Raw genomic sequence first — 16657 nt, 5'->3', positions numbered from 1 at the left:
AAAATCGGCGCCTGCGACGCCTCGCCCAACCGTCGCCGGAGCAAGGAGGGCGGCAGCGCCATGCCCTCCGCTATGGCTCCGGGCCTTGAGGCGCTCGAAAAGCCCATTTGGGGGCTTTTCGTTCGCTGCGCGAACCGCGCCTCAAGCCCCCGCGTTATACGCCGCAATCGCCGCCATGTTGACGATGTCGCTGTCCTTGGCGTTGAGCGAGACGATCTGGACCGGCTTGTTCAAGCCGACGAGCAGCGGGCCGATGACGGTGGAGCCGCCGAGTTCCTGTAGCATCTTGGTCGAGATCGCCGCCGAGTGGAAGGCCGGCATGACCAGCACGTTGGCGGCACCGGAGAGGCGGCAGAAGGGGTATTGCTGCTGCATCAGGCGATGGTTGAGGGCGACGTCGGCGGCCATTTCGCCGTCATACTCGAAATCGACGCGGCGCTTGTCGAGGATCTTGACCGCTTCCTGGACACGCTCGGAGCGCTCGCCGGCCGGATGGCCGAAGGTCGAGTAGGCGAGCATCGCCACGCGCGGCTCGTAGCCCATGCGGCGAGCGAAGTGGGCGGCTTCCTCGGCGATGTCGGCGATCTGCTCGGCGTTCGGCATATCGTGGACGGCGGTGTCGGCGACGATGACGGTGCGGCCGCGGGCGAGCACGATCGACACGCCGATGACGCGGTGGCCGGGCTTGGCGTCGATGACGCGGCGGACGTCTTCGAGCACCGTCGAGTAATTGCGGGTGACGCCTGTCACGACCCCGTCGGCATCGCCGAGCGCCACCATGCAGGCGGCGAAATGGTTGCGGTCGTTGTTGATCAGTCGCTGGCAGTCGCGCAAAAGGTAACCCTTGCGCTGCAAACGCTCGTAGAGGAAGTCGGCATAGATGGCGTTGCGGCGTGACAGCCGCGCATTGATGATCTCGAGGCCGGGCTTATTGAGGTCGATGCCGGCCTGGCGGGCGTTTTCCTTGATGATGTCGTCGCGACCGAGAAGGATGGCGGTGCCGAGCTTCTGGTTCACATAAGACACGGCGGCGCGCATGACCTGCTCTTCCTCGCCCTCGGCGAAGACGATGCGCTTGGGCTGGCGCCTCACCCGGTCATAGATGCGCTGCAAGGTCGAGGCGATCGGGTCGCGGCGGGCGGAGAGCTCGTTGGCGTATTTGTCGAGATCGAGGATCGGCCGGCCGGCGACGCCCGATTCCATGGCGGCCTTGGCGACCGCGATCGGGATCGCCGAGATCAGGCGCGGGTCGAACGGCACCGGGATGATGTAGTTGGGACCGAATTTCGGCCGGTTGCCCTGATAGGCGGCGGCGACGTCGTCGGGTACATCCTGGCGGGCGAGCTCGGCCAGCGCGTTGGCGGCGGCGACCTTCATGGCGTCGTTGATGGTTGTCGCGCGGACATCGAGCGCGCCGCGGAAGATGTAGGGGAAGCCGAGCACGTTGTTGACCTGGTTCGGATAGTCCGAACGGCCGGTCGCCATGATGGCGTCGGTGCGGATCTCGGCGACTTCCTCGGGCGTGATCTCCGGATCGGGATTGGCCATGGCGAAGATGATCGGGTTCTTGGCCATGGACTGGATCATGGCCGGTGTCAGCGCGCCCTTGGCCGAGAGGCCGAAGACGATGTCGGCGCCGTCCATGGCGTCGGCCAGCGAACGCGCCTCGGTCTTGACCGCATGCGCCGACTTCCACTGGTTCATGCCTTCGGTGCGGCCCTGGTAGACCACGCCCTTGGTGTCGCACAAAATGACATTGTCAGGCGTGAAGCCCATCGACTTGATCAGCTCGATGCAGGCAATGCCGGCGGAACCGGCGCCATTGCAGACCAGCTTGGCCGACTTCATGTCACGGCCGGTGATTTCGAGCGCGTTGATCAGGCCGGCGGCGGCGATGATGGCGGTGCCGTGCTGGTCGTCATGGAAGACGGGGATGTCCATCAGCTCGCGCAGGCGCTGCTCGATGATGAAGCATTCGGGCGCCTTGATGTCCTCGAGATTGATGCCGCCGAAGGACGGCCCGAGGAAACGCACGCAGTTGATGAATTCGTCGGCGTCCTCGGTGTCGACCTCAAGGTCGATGGAATCGACGTCGGCGAAGCGCTTGAACAGCACCGACTTGCCTTCCATGACCGGCTTGGAGGCCAACGCGCCGAGATTGCCCAAGCCGAGGATGGCGGTGCCGTTGGAGATGACGGCGACCATATTGCCGCGCGTCGTGTAGTCGAAGGCGCGCGAGGGATCCTCGGCGATGGCCTTCACCGGCACGGCGACGCCGGGCGAATAGGCGAGGCTGAGGTCGCGCTGCGTCGCCATCGGCTTGGTCGGATTGATCTCGAGCTTGCCCGGGCGGCCCATGGCGTGGAAGTCGAGCGCTTCCTGAGCGGAGACGGAGGGACCGGAATTGTCGGGTTTCCTGGTAGTTGCCATGGTGAGAAGCGTTCCTGTCCCTTAAATTTCTTTTTGTGGAGCGTTTTGGATTAAGGCTACACATCGGCGCTGTAAACCGCCAAGCAGACGAGGGAATTTCCTTTTTTCGAAGGTTCAGGCGTGAACGATCGACCGATAATCGCTGCGGAAGCTGACTTTGCGGAAGCCGGAGGGGAAAGCCGGGCCGAAGCCCCGGTGCATGCCGCGCCGACGCCGATGATGGAACAGTATATGGAGATCAAGGCGGCGAACCCGGATTCGCTGCTGTTCTATCGCATGGGCGACTTCTACGAGCTGTTCTTCGACGACGCCGAGAAGGCCTCGCGCGCGCTCGGCATCGTGCTGACCAAGCGCGGCAAGCACCAGGGCCAGGACATCCCGATGTGCGGGGTGCCGATCCATGCCGCCGACGACTATCTGCAGAAGCTGATCGGGCAAGGCTACCGGGTCGCCGTGTGCGAGCAGGTGGAAGACCCGGCGGAAGCCAAGAAGCGCGGCTCGAAGTCAGTGGTCAAGCGCGACGTGGTGCGGCTGGTGACGCCTGGCACCATCACCGAAGACAAGCTTTTGGCGCCGCAGGAATCGAATTTCCTGATGGCGCTGGGGCGGGTCAAGGGCGCGGGCGAAGCCAGCCTGGCGATCGCCTGGATCGAGATCTCGACCGGCATCTTCCGCGTCGCCGAGACGACGCCGGAACGGCTTTCGGCCGACATCTTCCGCGTCGACCCGCGCGAGCTGATCGTCGCCGAACCTGCCTTCCATGACGAGGAGCTGCGCCCGAGCTTCGATCTGGTCGGCCGCATCGTCAACCCGCAGCCGCCGAGCCTGTTCGATTCGACCTCGGCGCCCAGCCGCATCGCCCGTTTCTACGACGTGGCGACGCCGGACAGTTTTGGCGCGTTTTCGCGCGCCGAACTGTCGGCCATCTCCGGCGTCATCGCCTATGTCGAAAAGACCCAGAAGGCCGAGCGGCCGCCTTTGTCGCGGCCCGAGCGCGAGCAGTCGGGCACCACGCTGTTCATCGACCCGGCGACACGCGCCAATCTCGAATTGTTGCGCACCCTGTCGGGCGGCCGCGACGGCTCGCTGTTCCGCGCCATCGACCGTACGGTGACGGGCGGCGGCGCGCGCCTGCTCGCCGACCGGCTGATGTCGCCGCTGACAGATCCCGAAGCCATCGGCGCCAGGCTGGACGCGGTGTCGTTCTTCACCGGCGAAATGCGGCTGACCGATGCGCTCAGGCTCAGCCTGAAGGGCGTCGCCGACATGCCGCGCGCGCTGTCGCGGCTGGCGCTCAACCGCGGCGGGCCGCGCGATCTCGGCGCGCTGCGTTCGGGATTCTCGGCGGCGCGCACCATTGCCGGGTTGTTTGCGGGCGCTTCCCTGCCGAAGCAGCTGGCGGCGGCGATCGCGGCGATATCGGCCCTGCCCACAGGCTTCGCCGACCATCTCGACGTGGCGCTGGGCGAGGAGCTGCCGCTTCTCAAGCGCGACGGCGGTTTTGTCCGCGCCGGCTATCATCCGGAACTCGACGAGATGCGGGCGCTGCGCGACCAGTCGCGCCGGGTGATCGCCGGCATGGAGCGCGACCTGATCGAGGAGACGGGCATCCGCTCGCTCAAGATCCGCCACAACAACGTGCTCGGCTACTACATCGAGGTGACGGCGAACAACCAGACGGCCCTGAACGGCAGCGACGAGGCCAAGGCGCGCTTCATCCACCGCCAGACCATGGCGAATGCGATGCGCTTCACCACCACCGAGCTCGCCGGCCTCGAGACCAAGATCGCCAATGCCGCCGACCGGGCGCTGACAATCGAACTCCAGGCCTTCGACCAGTTGGTCGGCGAGGCAGTGACCCACGCCCAGGCGATCCGGTCAGGCGCCGACGCGCTGTCCGTGCTCGACGTGTCGGCGGCACTCGCCGTGCTCGCCCAGAACGAGGCGTGGTGCCGGCCCGAGGTCGACGCCAGCCTCGCCTTCGACATTTTTGGTGGGCGCCACCCGGTGGTCGAGCAGTCGCTGAGGCGCGAGGCGGCAGCTCCCTTCGTCGCCAATGACTGTACGCTGTCGCCTGACGGCAACGACAGGAACGGCGCCATCTGGCTGCTCACCGGCCCGAACATGGGTGGTAAGTCGACCTTCCTGCGCCAGAACGCGCTGATCGCCATCCTCGCCCAGATGGGGTCGTTCGTACCCGCCGAGCGTGCACATATCGGCGTGGTCGACCGGCTGTTCTCCCGCGTCGGCGCCTCGGACGATCTGGCGCGCGGGCGTTCGACCTTCATGGTCGAGATGGTCGAGACCGCCGCCATCCTCAACCAGGCGGGCGAGCGCACGCTTGTCATCCTCGACGAGATCGGTCGGGGTACCGCCACCTTCGACGGCCTGTCGATCGCCTGGGCGGCAGTCGAATATCTGCACGAAAAGAACCGCTGCCGCGCCATCTTCGCCACCCATTTCCACGAACTGACGGCACTTTCCGGCAAGCTCGGCCGCCTGCACAATGTGACGATGCGGGTGAAGGAGTGGGAAGGCGAAGTGGTGTTCCTGCATGAGGTCGGCAAGGGTGCCGCCGACCGCTCCTACGGCGTGCAGGTGGCCCGGCTCGCCGGCCTGCCCGACGCTGTCGTGGCGCGCGCCAAGGAGGTGCTGCACCAGCTCGAGGAAAGCGAGACCTCTGGTAAGGCCGACCGCCTTGTCGACGACCTGCCGCTGTTCTCGGTCGCGGTGAAACGCGAGGCGGCTAAACCCGTCGCCAACGACACACTCAGCGAGGCGCTCAAGGGGCTGAGCCCAGACGAAATGACCCCGCGCGAGGCGCTTGACGCGCTGTACAGGCTCAAGGGGCTGGCGGGGAAGTAGGCCGCAGCAAGGAGCGGAGACCGGCATGCTTCACCACATCTCGCTTGGCGTCTCCGACATCGAACGCTCGGCTGCCTTCTACGACGCGGCTCTGGCCCCGCTCGGTTATGTCAGGGTCTGGGAAGACCTCTCGCCCGGCGCCGACGACCAGGCCGTCGGCTACGGTGTCGCAGGCGGCGGCGACAAGCTGGCGCTCAAGCAGCTTAGCATCGGCCAGCGCCCGCCCGGCCCCGGCTTCCATCTCGCCTTCGCCGCACCCGACCGCCAAGCGATCGCGGCGTTTCACGCAGCAGCGCTCGCCCATGGCGGCACCGACAACGGCGGCCCCGGCCTGCGGGAACATTATGGGCCGAGCTATTTTGCTGCGTTCGTGATTGATCCTGATGGGCATCCTATTGAGGCGGTGTTCAATCGGGCGGTCTAGGCGAGTGCGATCTAACTGCTAACACAGGTGAGTTTACGCCAGACGGCGGCTAAGCGCCCCGTTTCAGCCATCGAGCAATCATCGAGCCGCCCCAGTCACCATCGATTGCGCTGGGCAATCAAGCTCCTAGCGCAAACGAAGGGGGTTGCTGACGGCGAATTTTAGGGGGTTGAAACCCTGAGATGTCAGATGAGTGAATTGATGATTCAATTTGATGATTGATCAGGCGCGGAGCTCCTGCCGGTGTGTACAGTTTCAATAAGGTTGCCGAAGTATCTGGATCGAAAGGGCAACTCCATTTAGCTTGCGCTTCAATGGCTGATTTCACCTAGTTAGAATGAGAGCAGTTCATCAGTGTAGCTGGAGGGGGACGATTTGCCGGCGGCTTGGGACATCACTGTCGAAGAGACACCAGCGCTGCTTGATGCCGAGTTTCCGGGCCTCGCCCCCGCAATCGCGCGTGAACAATATGCGCGGTGGCAGGGCTCGGGTGTTTCTCTGCACCTAGTGGTCGGATTTCCCACGGTATGAGCAAAGTCAAATCCATAGAGTTCGCTGAATACAAATCGTTTTCTCGCTTCATCCTTTCGGCTAGGGATAGAAATGTCCTAGTAGGACCGAACAATGCTGGAAAATCTACAGCACTTGATGCCTTCCGAATCGCATTTGATGCGTTGAGGTTCGCCAGCCGGAGAACAGCGACTCTCAAATCACAAGGTGGCCACGGAGTTTGCTCAACTTGGATGACCCCAGCGTCGGCCATCCAGAATGACCTGAGGTCCTGTATTCATAATTTCGGTGACGGACCTGCGCAGATAAGGATCAAGCTCGACAATGGGAACTCGTTCGCGATCTCCATACCAAGTGACGGCGATCTTGAGTGTTTTCTGGTAACCGATATCGCGGCGCGCAAGAATGCGACTTTCCTGCGGGAACAATTTCCATTGAAGCTCGTGATCGTTCCGACACTTAGCCCGTTGGAACAGAACGAGGAACTTGTCCTTCAGGAAACCGTGGAGCGGAACAGATACGGACGGCTAGCCAGCCGTAATTTCCGAAACTTCTGGCTTCACAAGAGCAGAGACGAGTTCAACACGTTCGCGGATTTGGTGGAGTTGGGATGGCCTGGAGTAAAACTTCGTCCTCCAGAGATCGAGCATGGAGGCGCTCGCCCGATTGTCCGAATGTACTTCCGCGACGGATCACATGTCAGGGAAGTCCAGTGGGCAGGCTTTGGGTTCCAAGTCTGGATGCAGACAATGATGCATCTTGTCGTCGCCGATGAGGATTCAACGCTCATATTGGATGAACCCGATATTTACTTACACCCTGATCTCCAGCATCGACTTTTGAGCGTGATTGGACAACGAGTCGGACAGTATTTCGTAGCCACTCATTCCACGGAAATCATCAACGCAGTCGAACCCGGTGACGTTCTGATCGTCCGACCGGAATCAAGGGGCGCAAAGAGAATACAGGGAGATGCGGGATATTCCGATGTGTACGCCGCCATCGGCAGCTCGGAGAACGCACAGTTCGCACGATTGGCAAAGACGAAGAAGGTTCTTTACTTCGAAGGGAAGGATGCTCGCATCCTCTCCAAGGTTGCAAAGAAGCAAGGCGGCATGGATTTCATCTCTAGTGCAACCGTTACCCTCATGAAGACGGACGGGTTTGCAAACTGGTCCCGCGTAGCCACATCATCCTGGGTCTTCGAGAATTTCTTCGGCTTTCACATCCCTGTAGCGGCTATATTCGATCGCGACTATCGTTGCGACGACGAGATCGACGAGTTCCTTCGCGACGTCAACACGAACGACACGCAATGCAGGGTTCTGCCATTCAAAGAAATCGAGAATCTATTACTCGTGGCGAACGCGGTAAACGCTGTCGTGCGAAAGCACTCTACTCGCGCCCTGCCTCACGAATGGGAACAAGAAATCAAGGAAATCTTTAATTTTTGCTTCGAGCAGATGAAATCAAAGACCCTCTCGGCCCGCATCGGAGCCAAGATTAGCTATGAGGTTGGCAAAAGTGCAAAGAAAGACATAGCGACGATCTCGGCTGAAGAAGAGCAAGCCTTCACCCACGCATGGCCGAATGATGAGTTCAAGAGAAAGGTCGTACCCGGGAAGGCTGTTTTCTCAGAAATTTCGCGCATGGTTCAGGAGAAATTCACGGTTACTCTAACGCCTTCGAGGATTATTGAGGAGCTACGCGTCGAAGATATTCATCCCGACATTTTCACAATCCTCCGAGATATCCAGGTTCATCTTGGAGAGTAGCTGCTAGCCACAATCGATTCGGACAAACCTGCTTTCAGGTAGTGTTGAAGCAAACTTCAACGGTCGCGAAGAGGTTTGCAGCAGAACGGCGGCTGTCCCATTTCCAAACCTGACCGGTAGCACCTAGCCCCTCTTCGGTCCTGTGATTTCAATAGCTTCACGGGCAGCCCGAACTGGACCAAGCCCGCGATCCACGGCGGCGCGCCTGAAAAGTAGTGTTCGGGCGCGCCTGTCTGCCGAACTGCCTGCCCGGCACGGGTCGGCCGCCGGCTCTCCCGCCCCACCTTTGCATCCCCCCGCATCTCCAGACACTGCGCTTGCGAGGAGCCCGGCGGCAGAGATGCATGAGGTCGTGACACTGGACGGGGCGCCGTTTGTCGAGGCGATGACGCGGCCCCGGTTTGGCGGCGGCTCTGTGAAGATGCAGCCGGGCTGGGACGTGGTCGCTTCTAGGAACGGCGATACGACGTCAGTGCTGCGTAGCGGGCTGGCCGCCTCGACTGTTACCCATGACCCGGCCGCCGGCGACGCGGTTTTGGCGGTCACCTTCAAGGCTTCCGGCCTCAGGTTTGATTGACGGCACCGGTTCGGCGCCTAAGCGTCGCAAATGCTACCGTCAGCGTCACCGCGAACATCGTGGCCGTGACGACGATCAACGCGCTCGACAGGGACGCGGCCGTCAGCACTGCACTGGCAAAAATGATGCCTACAGCACTCGACGTACGCAGCAAGGCGAACACTTCGGGTCGCCTGCGCGGCGGGGCCAAGCGGTCGAGAACGAGCGAGTAGTAGGTGCCGAGAGGCGCCAGGACCAATCCGATGAGGACGGCGCCGACGACCGTGGTCACAAGCGATGGTCCGAGTGCGGCGAGTGCGGCTCCAAGCGTCAAGACGCACAGCAGCAAAACGACGGCCCTGCTGCTTGCCATGCGGTTGCGCACGCTGACCCAGATGCCGCCCGCGACCGAGGCCAGGCACAGCGGCACCGTGAACAGGATGGCCAGCGTCGGTGGGTAGCCGAATTTCAGGGCGAGCGCGACGGCTCCGATTTCGATGGCCGCGACCGTGGACGAACCTGCAGCCGCACAGACGAGCCACAGCAGGATGGAGGGGCTGAGCACCGAACCCTCGGCATGAGGCGCGTGCTCGACATGGCTCTTGCCCGCCTGCGGCACCAGCAGGGCCGGAATGGCACCGAGCAGTGTCAGCGCGAGCAGGGCAAAGACGGGCGAGACGGCGCCAAGGGCGGACGCCACCACCGGACCAAGAACAAAGGTCAGCTCATTGAGGGTGGCTGCAATGCCGAGCGTTCGGGGCAGATGCGAAGCAGACGTGAAGTGATTGAGCAACGCGCGCAAATATCCGAATGCCGCGCCGTTGACCAAGCCGGCCACAGCCGCGAAGAAGACAAGCAAAGCAAACGGCGCCTGGTAAAACGCGCACAAAACCACAGCAGCCAAGGCGAGCGTGCGGAAGGCCACCAACAGCCTCAGGAAGGTCGCGGCTGAACGGTTCGTACCGAGCCGTGTAATCGGGATGGCGCCGACGACCTGTGCAAGGGTCATGGCCAGGATCATGGCGGCGCCGCCCCGTGCGTCGCCCGTGAGGCCCAAGGCGACGAGCGAGAACGCCACCGGCGCGGAAGCCTGGGGAACGTTCAATGTCGCCGATGAGGCAAACCAGCGGAGCAGCGGCCAGCGGCTCAGAGGCCTGTCGAGAGGCTCAGAAGCGACGTCACTGGAGGGAGGGGCGCCAAGTTCGGTCATCTCGAAGCTGATACCACCTACATCATCGGACGCGGTTCATGCCCGGCAGCACGATACGCGGGCCGGAGTTCCCGAAGCGTCTCAGCCATGAGGCGGCCGTTTTCAGGACAAGGCGCGAGGACAGATGATGACGGCACATGAACAAGCCCTTTGATTGGGCCGGGCCGTTCCCGGACATTCTTTCCCTGGCGGGAGAGGACGTTACCTCGCGGGCAGGAAACTACCCGCCGTCACCGGCGTGTCAAGCTGCGGCCGGCGTCCGAAAAGGCTTGAGCCAACAGCTATCGGCCATAGCCCCAACGGTGTCGACCAGCGCCACCTCGGGGCCAGTGCACCCTTGCCTCATCAGCCAACTCCGGCGACACTGCCCCCGCGAGGAGCGCGGCGGCTGACATGCATGAGGTCGTGACACTGGAAGGCTGGTCGTCGCCGTTCGTCGAGTCGGTGACGCGGACAAGCTTTGCGACCGGCGGCTCGATGCAGATCCAGCCGGATGGCTGCTGGGACGTGGTCATTTTCAGGAATGCCGACACCACCACCGTGCTGCGCACCGGGCTGACCACGGCTGCCGTCACCCATGACTATGCCGCCGGCGACGAAATCCTTTCCATCGCCTTCAAGCCGAGCAGCTTCATGCCGCTGATGCCGGGCGAGGTCATGCGCGACCAGGGTGTGGTGCTGGACTTGATCGGCAAGGACCGCTTCCGGCTCGGCTCCGACGTGCTGGAGATCCCGACCTTCGAAACGGTCGACGGCTTCGTCCGCAAGCTGGTGCGCAACTCCATCGTCGAGGACAACCGGGTGGTCGCCTCAATCGTCTCGGGCCATCCGATGGCGATGTCGGAGCGGACGCTGCAGCGGCATTTCCTGAAGACGACCGGCGTCACCTACAAGACCTTCACGCAGATCGAACGCGCCCAGAAGGCGGTGGCGCTGCTGCAGCAGGGCCGGCCGGCGGCGGACGTCGCCTTTGCGCTGGGTTATGCCGACCAGCCGCACATGATCCGCTCGGTCAAGGCGATCATGGGCGTCACCCCCGGGCAGGCCGCGCGCAGCTGAAACTGTCGGAAATCTTCAATCCGCAAGACCATGCCGCCGGCTAGAAAGGATGCACTTTCAACCCTGTGAACGGCCCCCTGAGATCGCACGATTTTCGCTGGGGTCATGCACATAGCAAAGGACACGCGGCAATGTCTGACATCACCCCTTTCAAGATCGCCATTTCTGAAGCCGATCTGGCCGACCTCAAGGCGCGGCTCGCCAACACTCGGCTCGCCAACGAGATTCCAGGCACCGGCTGGAGCTACGGCATGGCATCCAGTTTCGTCACCCGTGCGATCGAGCGGCTGAAGAACGGCTTCGACTGGCGCACGCAGGAGGCAGCGATCAACGCCAACCCGCAGTTCGTCACCGAGATCGACGGCCAGACCATCCATTTCCTGCATGTGAAGTCGGGGGTTATCGATGCCGTACCGCTGCTCCTGCTGCATGGCTGGCCGAGCTCGTTCGTCGAGTTCCTCGGTGCGATCGGGCCGTTGACTAAGGCTGGCTTCGATCTCGTCATCCCGTCGCTGCCCGGCTTCGGTTTCTCCGGCCCGACGCGCGCGGCAGGCTGGAATGACGGCCGCATCGCCAGCGCCATGCTCGAGCTGATGTCGCGCCTCGGCTACAAGCGCTTCGGCGTGCAGGGCGGCGATGCCGGTGCGATCATCGCACCTGCCATCGGCCGGGCAGCACCTGACCGGGTCATCGGCGTGCATGTCAACGCGGCGACGATGGGCTTCATTCCGCTTGGGCCCATCGATCCCAGCGAGATGGCCACGTTCAGCGATGCCGAGAAGAGCCGTTTGCAGCGCCTGCAACAGTTCATGGCCGAACGCTTCGGCTTCAATGCGCTGCAGTCGAGCCGGCCGCAGACGCTGGCCTATGGCATTTCAGACTCGCCGGCCGGTCTCATCGCCTGGCTGGGCGACATGTTTGCCGGCTTCGGCGACAGCCCTGATGCCGTCGAGCTCGACCGGTTCCTGACCAATGTGCTGGTCTACTGGTTCACCGGAACCGCTGCCTCGTCGACCCGGCTCTACTATGAAAATGCGCATGATCCCGAGGCGTGGTCGCCGAAGCCGAATTCGGGCGTGCCGACGGGCGTTGCCGTCTTTGCCCGCGACGAGGTCGCCATCCGCCGCTACGGCGAAGAAGGCAACACGATCCTGCGCTGGACGGAGCTTGCCAGCGGCGGCCATTTTGCGGCGATGGAAGTGCCCGAGGTCTGGGCGGAAGAGGTCGCGGCCTTCTTTGCCGGGCTGCAGCGCTAGCTGCCTGAGATTGCGGAATGCGACAGCGCGCGGCCAATGAAATGGCCGCGCGCTGTGGGTATCTTTCGTTCCCGTGCGTCCTCGGGTCAGGACCGCAATGGAGGAGACGGCTATGAGAGAGCTGGTGTTGAAGATGTCGATGTCGGTCGACGGTTTCGTCAGCGACCTGGACGGGCGAAACGGCTGGATGTTCGGCACCGACCAGGAGGCCAAGGCGTGGAGCGTGGAGTTCCTGTGGAACGCCAGCCTGCACATCAAGGGCAGCCGCACCTTCCATGGCATGGCTGCCTGGTGGCCAACTTCCACCGACCAGTTCGCGGCACCGATGAACCAGATCCCCAAGGCGGTGTTCTCGCGGCGGGGGCCGCCAATCCTGGCGAACGCCACAACGGCGACCACGCAGGCTGCGCTGCAAGCCGGCGCGGAGAGCTGGGCGCAGGCCTATGTGGCGAGCGGTGACCTCGCGGAGGAAATCGCCAGGCTGAAGGCGCAGGAGGGCAAGCCGATCGTCGCCCATGGCGGGGTCAGCTTTGCCCGCAGCCTCGTCGCCGGCCGGCTGGTCGACCGCTTCGCGTTGCTGGTCGTCCCTGTGGCGCTTGGCCAGGGCCTGCCGCTGTTTTCCGAACTCGCCGCGCCGGCCCGGCTCGAGCTGGTGAGTTCGAGAGCCATTCCAGGCGGTGCCGTGGCGCAGACCTACCGCGCGGCGTGACGATGGCGGCCGCTCAAGCGGCGTTCGCGGCCCTGCGCCGGTTCTGCTCGCGCCAGGAGGCGGGGCTCAGCGTGGTGACGCGGCGGAACTCGCGGTTGAAGTTGGACTTGGTCTGGAAGCCGGCATCGAGCATGGCCGATGTGACCGACATGTCGGTGTCCCTGAGCAGGCGGCAGGCTTCCGAAATCCTGACGTCGTTGATGTACTGCGAAACATTCTTGCCGGCGAGGCGGTTGATGGCGCCCGAGATCTGTCGCGCCGGCACGCCCGCGCGGCGGGCCAGCCTGGACAGGGTCAAATTGTCGTCGCGATAGAGCTTCTGGTCGATCAGCAGGCGCTGGACCTGATCGAGCACCTCGCGGTCCTGCTCGGACGGCGACGGCTCGGATGGATTGGTCTGGGTCGGTGTCGAGGGATGGGCGCGCGAGGCGACGAAGGCGGTCAGGCCAATGAAGAACAGGCCGAGCAGATTGGCGTTGCTGGCAATGACGGCGGCGTTTTCGCCCTGCCATTTTTCGAAGGCGAGCAAAACGCCGAGGTCGAACAGGGCCGACAGGCAGAGCGCGACAGCGGCGATGATGAGCGCGCGGTGGGCGGCGACCGCGCTGTCGAGGCGCGCCTCGACCAGAGCGTCCGGGCCGCTGCGTCCGAGGTGCAGCACGGCGATTGCATAGCCGACGAACAGCACGACAAGTGCTGCATCGATAAAGGCGGGCGCGAACAGCACGATGGCAGTCATGACCAGAGGCGGCAAGGCGTGCAGCCAGCGTGTGGCACCGCCCTGGGTATCATCGCGCTGGAGCAAGGTGCGGAAACTGAACAGCACCAAAGGCGGCAGGCCGGCAGCCAGGATCGGCTGGACATAGCGCGCCGCCTCGACATGATAGCCCCAGCGCAGACCGACGACGACCGACTGCACGGCGCAGAGCGCGACGAGGACGAGGAAGGCGGTGTTGCCGCCTGATGTTTCGCGGGCGCGCAATGCTGCGACGAGCAGGATGACCAGCAACAGGGCGGCGACGAAGGACAAGGGCACGAAGATCAAGGCGAATCCCACGGGAGAGCAGACAGCCGATCATGGCCTCTATCGCGATCGAGCACGACCTGAATCGCGATCGAGGACGCCGATAAAGGTCAATTTTCGCCATTGCTCGCTCGTCTTCATCCGCAAACAGAGCGAGGCTCCCGTGCTCCAGTTACTCACCACCATTCCCGCCCTCATCGGCTTCGTCTCCGCCTGCTTCGCTTCGGAAGCGGGCGTCAAAGAGATGTCGGTGCCGCAGACCGGCCGCGATCTATCCGTGACCGTCTGGTATCCGGCAGCCGTCGGCGGCAAGCCGACAATTGTCGGCGACAACAAGGTGTTCAAGGGCGCGGCAGCCAGCATTGATGCACCCGTGGTGCCGGGCCGCCATCCGCTGGTGCTGCTGTCGCATGGATCGGGCAGCCGCGTGCAGGCGATGAGCTGGCTCGCCACCGAGCTTGCCAAGGCGGGTTTCGTCGTTGCCGGCCCCAACCATCCGGGCACGACCAGCGGTTTTTCCACCCCGGCCGAAACGCCGAAGCTGTGGCAGCGCACGGCCGATCTGTCCGCCGTCATCGACGCACTGGCCAAGGATCCGGCCTGGAGCAGCGTCATCGATGCCGACAGGATCGGCATCGTCGGCTTCTCGCTCGGTGGTGCCAGTGCCATGGAGCTTTCGGGCGCGCGCGCCAATCTCGAGGCCTATGCCCGCTATTGCGACAGCTACAAGAAGTGGGACTGCGCCTGGTTTGTAAGCGGCGTCGGCTACGTCAATGACGAGAAGATTACAGTCGACAAGGTAGACCTGCGCCGCATCGATCAGGCGCGCTTCGAGCAGTCGAACCTCGACCAGCGGATCAAGACGGCGGTGCTGGCCGATCCCGGCCTCGCCCAGGCCTATGACCCCGACAGCCTGAAGGACATCGCGATCCCGATGCACTTCATCAATCTCGGCGAGGGTGAAGGCATTCCGCTGGCTGTCATCTCCGATGGACTCGCGAAGCTGACGTCCAAGGGGACCTATGCGACCGTGGCGGGTGCGACGCATTTCAGCTTCCTGCCCGAGTGCAAGGACGGTGCGGCCGAACTGCTCAAGTCGTTTGGCGAGTTCGATCCGATCTGTTCGGACGAGGCCGGCCGACCACGCGGCGAACTGCATGCCGAGCTGATCGGGCTGGTGAAGGACGCGCTGGTGCGCGACCTGATGGCATCAGGTCAATGAACCCTGCGGCGCCGGCCACCAGCCGGCGCCTATGCCCGATGCGTGGCGCGCGGGCCGAAGGCAGCGAGGAAGATGCGCACGCTTTCGGCAGCGTGGCCGCGGCAGGCCGCGGCGGGCAGGATGGCGTCGTCGCCCAGAAGCATGGCGTCGTTGACGGGGGCCCCCATCACCAGCCAGTTGAAGAACGACGCCGCGGCCTCGAGGTCGTCGGCCTCGATCTGGCCGAGCCTGCGGTAGCGCTCGAAGGCGCGCGACAGGCGGGTAATCGAGCGCTGCGGGCCGAGCGCATGCAGCGCCCTGCCCAGTTCCGGAAAGCGCTCGACCTCGCCGATGACCAGCCGCCGCAGTTGCATCAGCTTCGGCGTCATGACGATGGTGAGCTGAAGTTCGGCAAATTCCTGGAGGTAATCGGCGATCGGGCGGTCGTCGACGGGGTCGGCGACCTGCTCCTGGTGGACGTCGCCGGCAACGCCGGTCAGCCCCCTGACGACATCGAGGAACAAGGCTTCCTTGCTGTGGAAATGGGCATAGACGGTCTGCTTGGAAACGTCGGCGACCGCTGCGATCTCGTCCATATTGGCGCCAAGGAAACCGTTGCGGAGAAACAGGCCGGCGGCGGCATCGAGGATGGTGTCGCGTGTCCGTTCCTGGCGCGTTTTGGCGGTCTTCATCAATGCACGTCCCTGTATCGGCAGCTGCGATGTCGAGCATAAGCCGAAGCCGTTGACAAATCAAACTGGACGGTCCAGTCTAGTTTTAAATCGACGGACGAGGTGATGAGATGGCTGACATGCGACGGATCGCCTGCAGATGCGGACAGGTGGCATTCGAGGCGAGCGGCACGCCGATCGTCGGCGCGATCTGCTATTGCTCCAGCTGCCAGAAGGCAGGCGGGATTTTCGCCGCGCTACCCGGCGGCGCGCCGGTGCTCGAAAGCGACGGCGGCACGAACTACACGCTCTACCGCAAAGACCGGATCCGCTGTGCGCATGGCGCCGAGCTGTTGCGCGAACACCGGCTGAGCCGGACGGCGCCGACCCGGCGCGTGGTGGCTTCCTGTTGCAACTCGCCGATGTTTCTGGAGTTCAAGGGCGGGCATTGGCTGTCGGTCTATCGCGAGCGCATCGACCCCGCCGACCGGCCACCGGCCGAGATGCGCACGATGACCGCCGACCGCAGGTCCGGCGTCGAATTCACAGACAGCCTGCCGAGTTATGCCAAGCATTCCGGCCGCTTCATGTGGCGGCTTTTGTCTGCCTGGGCGGCGATGGGTTTTCGCGCCCCCAAGATCGAATATGTAAAGGGAGAGCTCGATGTCCAAGGCGGCTGAGAAGATAGAGATTCGCAACATCGTCTCGCCCAACCATGTCGTGCGTGTCGACAAGGCAAAATACACCGCCATGCGCGACGCGTTGCTTGAGGTGCTGCCGGCAACCACGCCGGGCCTGACCGTGGCGGAAACCAAGGCGGCGGTGCTGCCGATCCTGTCCGAGGAGCTGTTTCCCGGCGGCGACAAGGCCGGCTGGTGGCTGAAGGCAGCCCAGCTCGACCTCGAAGCACAAGGCGTCATCCAGCGCGAGACGACCAAGCCGCTTCGGCTTCACCGGGCGAAGTGAG

14 protein-coding genes are annotated in these 16657 nt (G+C 63.6%); 10 read left to right on the top strand and 4 right to left on the bottom strand.

Annotation, left to right across the window (positions count from 1 at the left end):
* Nucleotides 1-141 precede the first annotated feature (141 nt).
* The gene (locus Amn_RS01440; RefSeq protein ID WP_286294349.1) at nt 142-2430 is read right to left on the bottom strand and encodes an NADP-dependent malic enzyme; all 2289 of its coding nucleotides are present in this window, start codon (nt 2428-2430) and stop codon (nt 142-144) included.
* A 216-nt stretch (nt 2431-2646) separates the two neighbouring features.
* On the opposite strand from Amn_RS01440, the gene mutS reads away from it, so the two are divergent.
* The 4 genes from mutS (at nt 2647) to Amn_RS01420 (ending at nt 8581) form a co-directional block, all read left to right on the top strand.
* On the top strand, nt 2647-5295 hold the full coding sequence (mutS, locus tag Amn_RS01435; RefSeq protein ID WP_286297801.1) for a DNA mismatch repair protein MutS: 2649 nt from the start codon (nt 2647-2649) through the stop codon (nt 5293-5295).
* Nucleotides 5296-5320: 25 nt separating this feature from the next.
* The gene (locus Amn_RS01430; protein WP_286294348.1) at nt 5321-5719 is read left to right on the top strand and encodes a VOC family protein; all 399 of its coding nucleotides are present in this window, start codon (nt 5321-5323) and stop codon (nt 5717-5719) included.
* A gap of 527 nt (nt 5720-6246) precedes the next feature.
* A complete protein-coding gene (locus Amn_RS01425; protein ID WP_286294345.1) occupies nt 6247-8004 on the top strand; it encodes an ATP-dependent nuclease in 1758 nt (585 codons plus the stop codon).
* 340 nt (nt 8005-8344) lie between these two features.
* Nucleotides 8345-8581 carry a hypothetical protein gene (locus tag Amn_RS01420; protein WP_286294344.1) on the top strand — a complete coding sequence of 79 codons (237 nt, stop codon included), beginning with the start codon at nt 8345-8347 and terminating at the stop codon, nt 8579-8581.
* Here the strand turns inward: Amn_RS01420 and Amn_RS01415 are convergent.
* Complete coding sequence (locus tag Amn_RS01415; RefSeq protein ID WP_286294343.1) at nt 8568-9770, bottom strand: MFS transporter; 1203 nt, start codon at nt 9768-9770, stop codon at nt 8568-8570. The genes Amn_RS01420 and Amn_RS01415 overlap by 14 nt on opposite strands.
* Before the next feature lie 393 nt (nt 9771-10163).
* On the opposite strand from Amn_RS01415, the gene Amn_RS01410 reads away from it, so the two are divergent.
* From Amn_RS01410 to Amn_RS01400, 3 genes are all read left to right on the top strand, one after another.
* The gene (locus tag Amn_RS01410) at nt 10164-10829 is read left to right on the top strand and encodes a helix-turn-helix domain-containing protein (RefSeq protein ID WP_154385872.1); all 666 of its coding nucleotides are present in this window, start codon (nt 10164-10166) and stop codon (nt 10827-10829) included.
* Between the two features lie 131 nt (nt 10830-10960).
* Nucleotides 10961-12085 carry an epoxide hydrolase family protein gene (locus Amn_RS01405; protein WP_286294341.1) on the top strand — a complete coding sequence of 375 codons (1125 nt, stop codon included), beginning with the start codon at nt 10961-10963 and terminating at the stop codon, nt 12083-12085.
* A 112-nt stretch (nt 12086-12197) separates the two neighbouring features.
* Entirely contained in the window at nt 12198-12794 is a 597-nt protein-coding gene (locus Amn_RS01400) for a dihydrofolate reductase family protein (RefSeq protein ID WP_182575570.1), read from the top strand.
* A gap of 13 nt (nt 12795-12807) precedes the next feature.
* Here Amn_RS01400 and Amn_RS01395 read toward each other — a convergent pair whose 3' ends face one another.
* Nucleotides 12808-13830, bottom strand: a complete 1023-nt coding sequence (locus tag Amn_RS01395) for a helix-turn-helix domain-containing protein (RefSeq protein WP_286297800.1) — start codon at nt 13828-13830, stop codon at nt 12808-12810.
* Between the two features lie 151 nt (nt 13831-13981).
* Between Amn_RS01395 and Amn_RS01390 the strand changes: the two genes are divergently transcribed.
* Nucleotides 13982-15040, top strand: coding sequence for an alpha/beta hydrolase family protein (locus tag Amn_RS01390; protein ID WP_286294340.1), 1059 nt, complete (start codon nt 13982-13984; stop codon nt 15038-15040).
* Between the two features lie 29 nt (nt 15041-15069).
* Here the strand turns inward: Amn_RS01390 and Amn_RS01385 are convergent, their stop codons facing one another.
* The gene (locus Amn_RS01385; RefSeq protein WP_067955371.1) at nt 15070-15711 is read right to left on the bottom strand and encodes a TetR/AcrR family transcriptional regulator; all 642 of its coding nucleotides are present in this window, start codon (nt 15709-15711) and stop codon (nt 15070-15072) included.
* A 110-nt stretch (nt 15712-15821) separates the two neighbouring features.
* On the opposite strand from Amn_RS01385, the gene Amn_RS01380 reads away from it, so the two are divergent.
* On the top strand, nt 15822-16370 hold the full coding sequence (locus Amn_RS01380; RefSeq protein WP_210252524.1) for a GFA family protein: 549 nt from the start codon (nt 15822-15824) through the stop codon (nt 16368-16370).
* Nucleotides 16354-16656: a DUF6958 family protein gene (locus Amn_RS01375; protein WP_263005440.1), complete on the top strand. Its 303-nt coding sequence runs from the start codon at nt 16354-16356 to the stop codon at nt 16654-16656. Before Amn_RS01380 ends, Amn_RS01375 begins: the two co-directional genes overlap by 17 nt.
* Nucleotide 16657: the final 1 nt, after the last annotated feature.

Source organism: Aminobacter sp. Y103A (assembly GCF_030294925.1).
GTDB lineage: Bacteria > Pseudomonadota > Alphaproteobacteria > Rhizobiales > Rhizobiaceae > Aminobacter > Aminobacter ciceronei.
Note: the sequence above shows the minus strand (reverse complement) of the source record. Positions and strands in the feature narration are given on the sequence as shown.

Coding starts and splice junctions, on each gene's coding strand:
- Amn_RS01375 (WP_263005440.1), top strand. CDS start 16,354: ATGTCCAAGGCGGCTGAGAAGATAGAGATTCGCAACATCGTCTCGCCC.
- Amn_RS01420 (WP_286294344.1), top strand. CDS start 8,345: ATGCATGAGGTCGTGACACTGGACGGGGCGCCGTTTGTCGAGGCGATG.
- Amn_RS01385 (WP_067955371.1), bottom strand. CDS start 15,711: ATGAAGACCGCCAAAACGCGCCAGGAACGGACACGCGACACCATCCTC.
- Amn_RS01400 (WP_182575570.1), top strand. CDS start 12,198: ATGAGAGAGCTGGTGTTGAAGATGTCGATGTCGGTCGACGGTTTCGTC.
- Amn_RS01440 (WP_286294349.1), bottom strand. CDS start 2,430: ATGGCAACTACCAGGAAACCCGACAATTCCGGTCCCTCCGTCTCCGCT.
- Amn_RS01405 (WP_286294341.1), top strand. CDS start 10,961: ATGTCTGACATCACCCCTTTCAAGATCGCCATTTCTGAAGCCGATCTG.
- Amn_RS01430 (WP_286294348.1), top strand. CDS start 5,321: ATGCTTCACCACATCTCGCTTGGCGTCTCCGACATCGAACGCTCGGCT.
- Amn_RS01425 (WP_286294345.1), top strand. CDS start 6,247: ATGAGCAAAGTCAAATCCATAGAGTTCGCTGAATACAAATCGTTTTCT.
- Amn_RS01415 (WP_286294343.1), bottom strand. CDS start 9,770: ATGACCGAACTTGGCGCCCCTCCCTCCAGTGACGTCGCTTCTGAGCCT.
- Amn_RS01410 (WP_154385872.1), top strand. CDS start 10,164: ATGCATGAGGTCGTGACACTGGAAGGCTGGTCGTCGCCGTTCGTCGAG.
- mutS (WP_286297801.1), top strand. CDS start 2,647: ATGATGGAACAGTATATGGAGATCAAGGCGGCGAACCCGGATTCGCTG.
- Amn_RS01380 (WP_210252524.1), top strand. CDS start 15,822: ATGGCTGACATGCGACGGATCGCCTGCAGATGCGGACAGGTGGCATTC.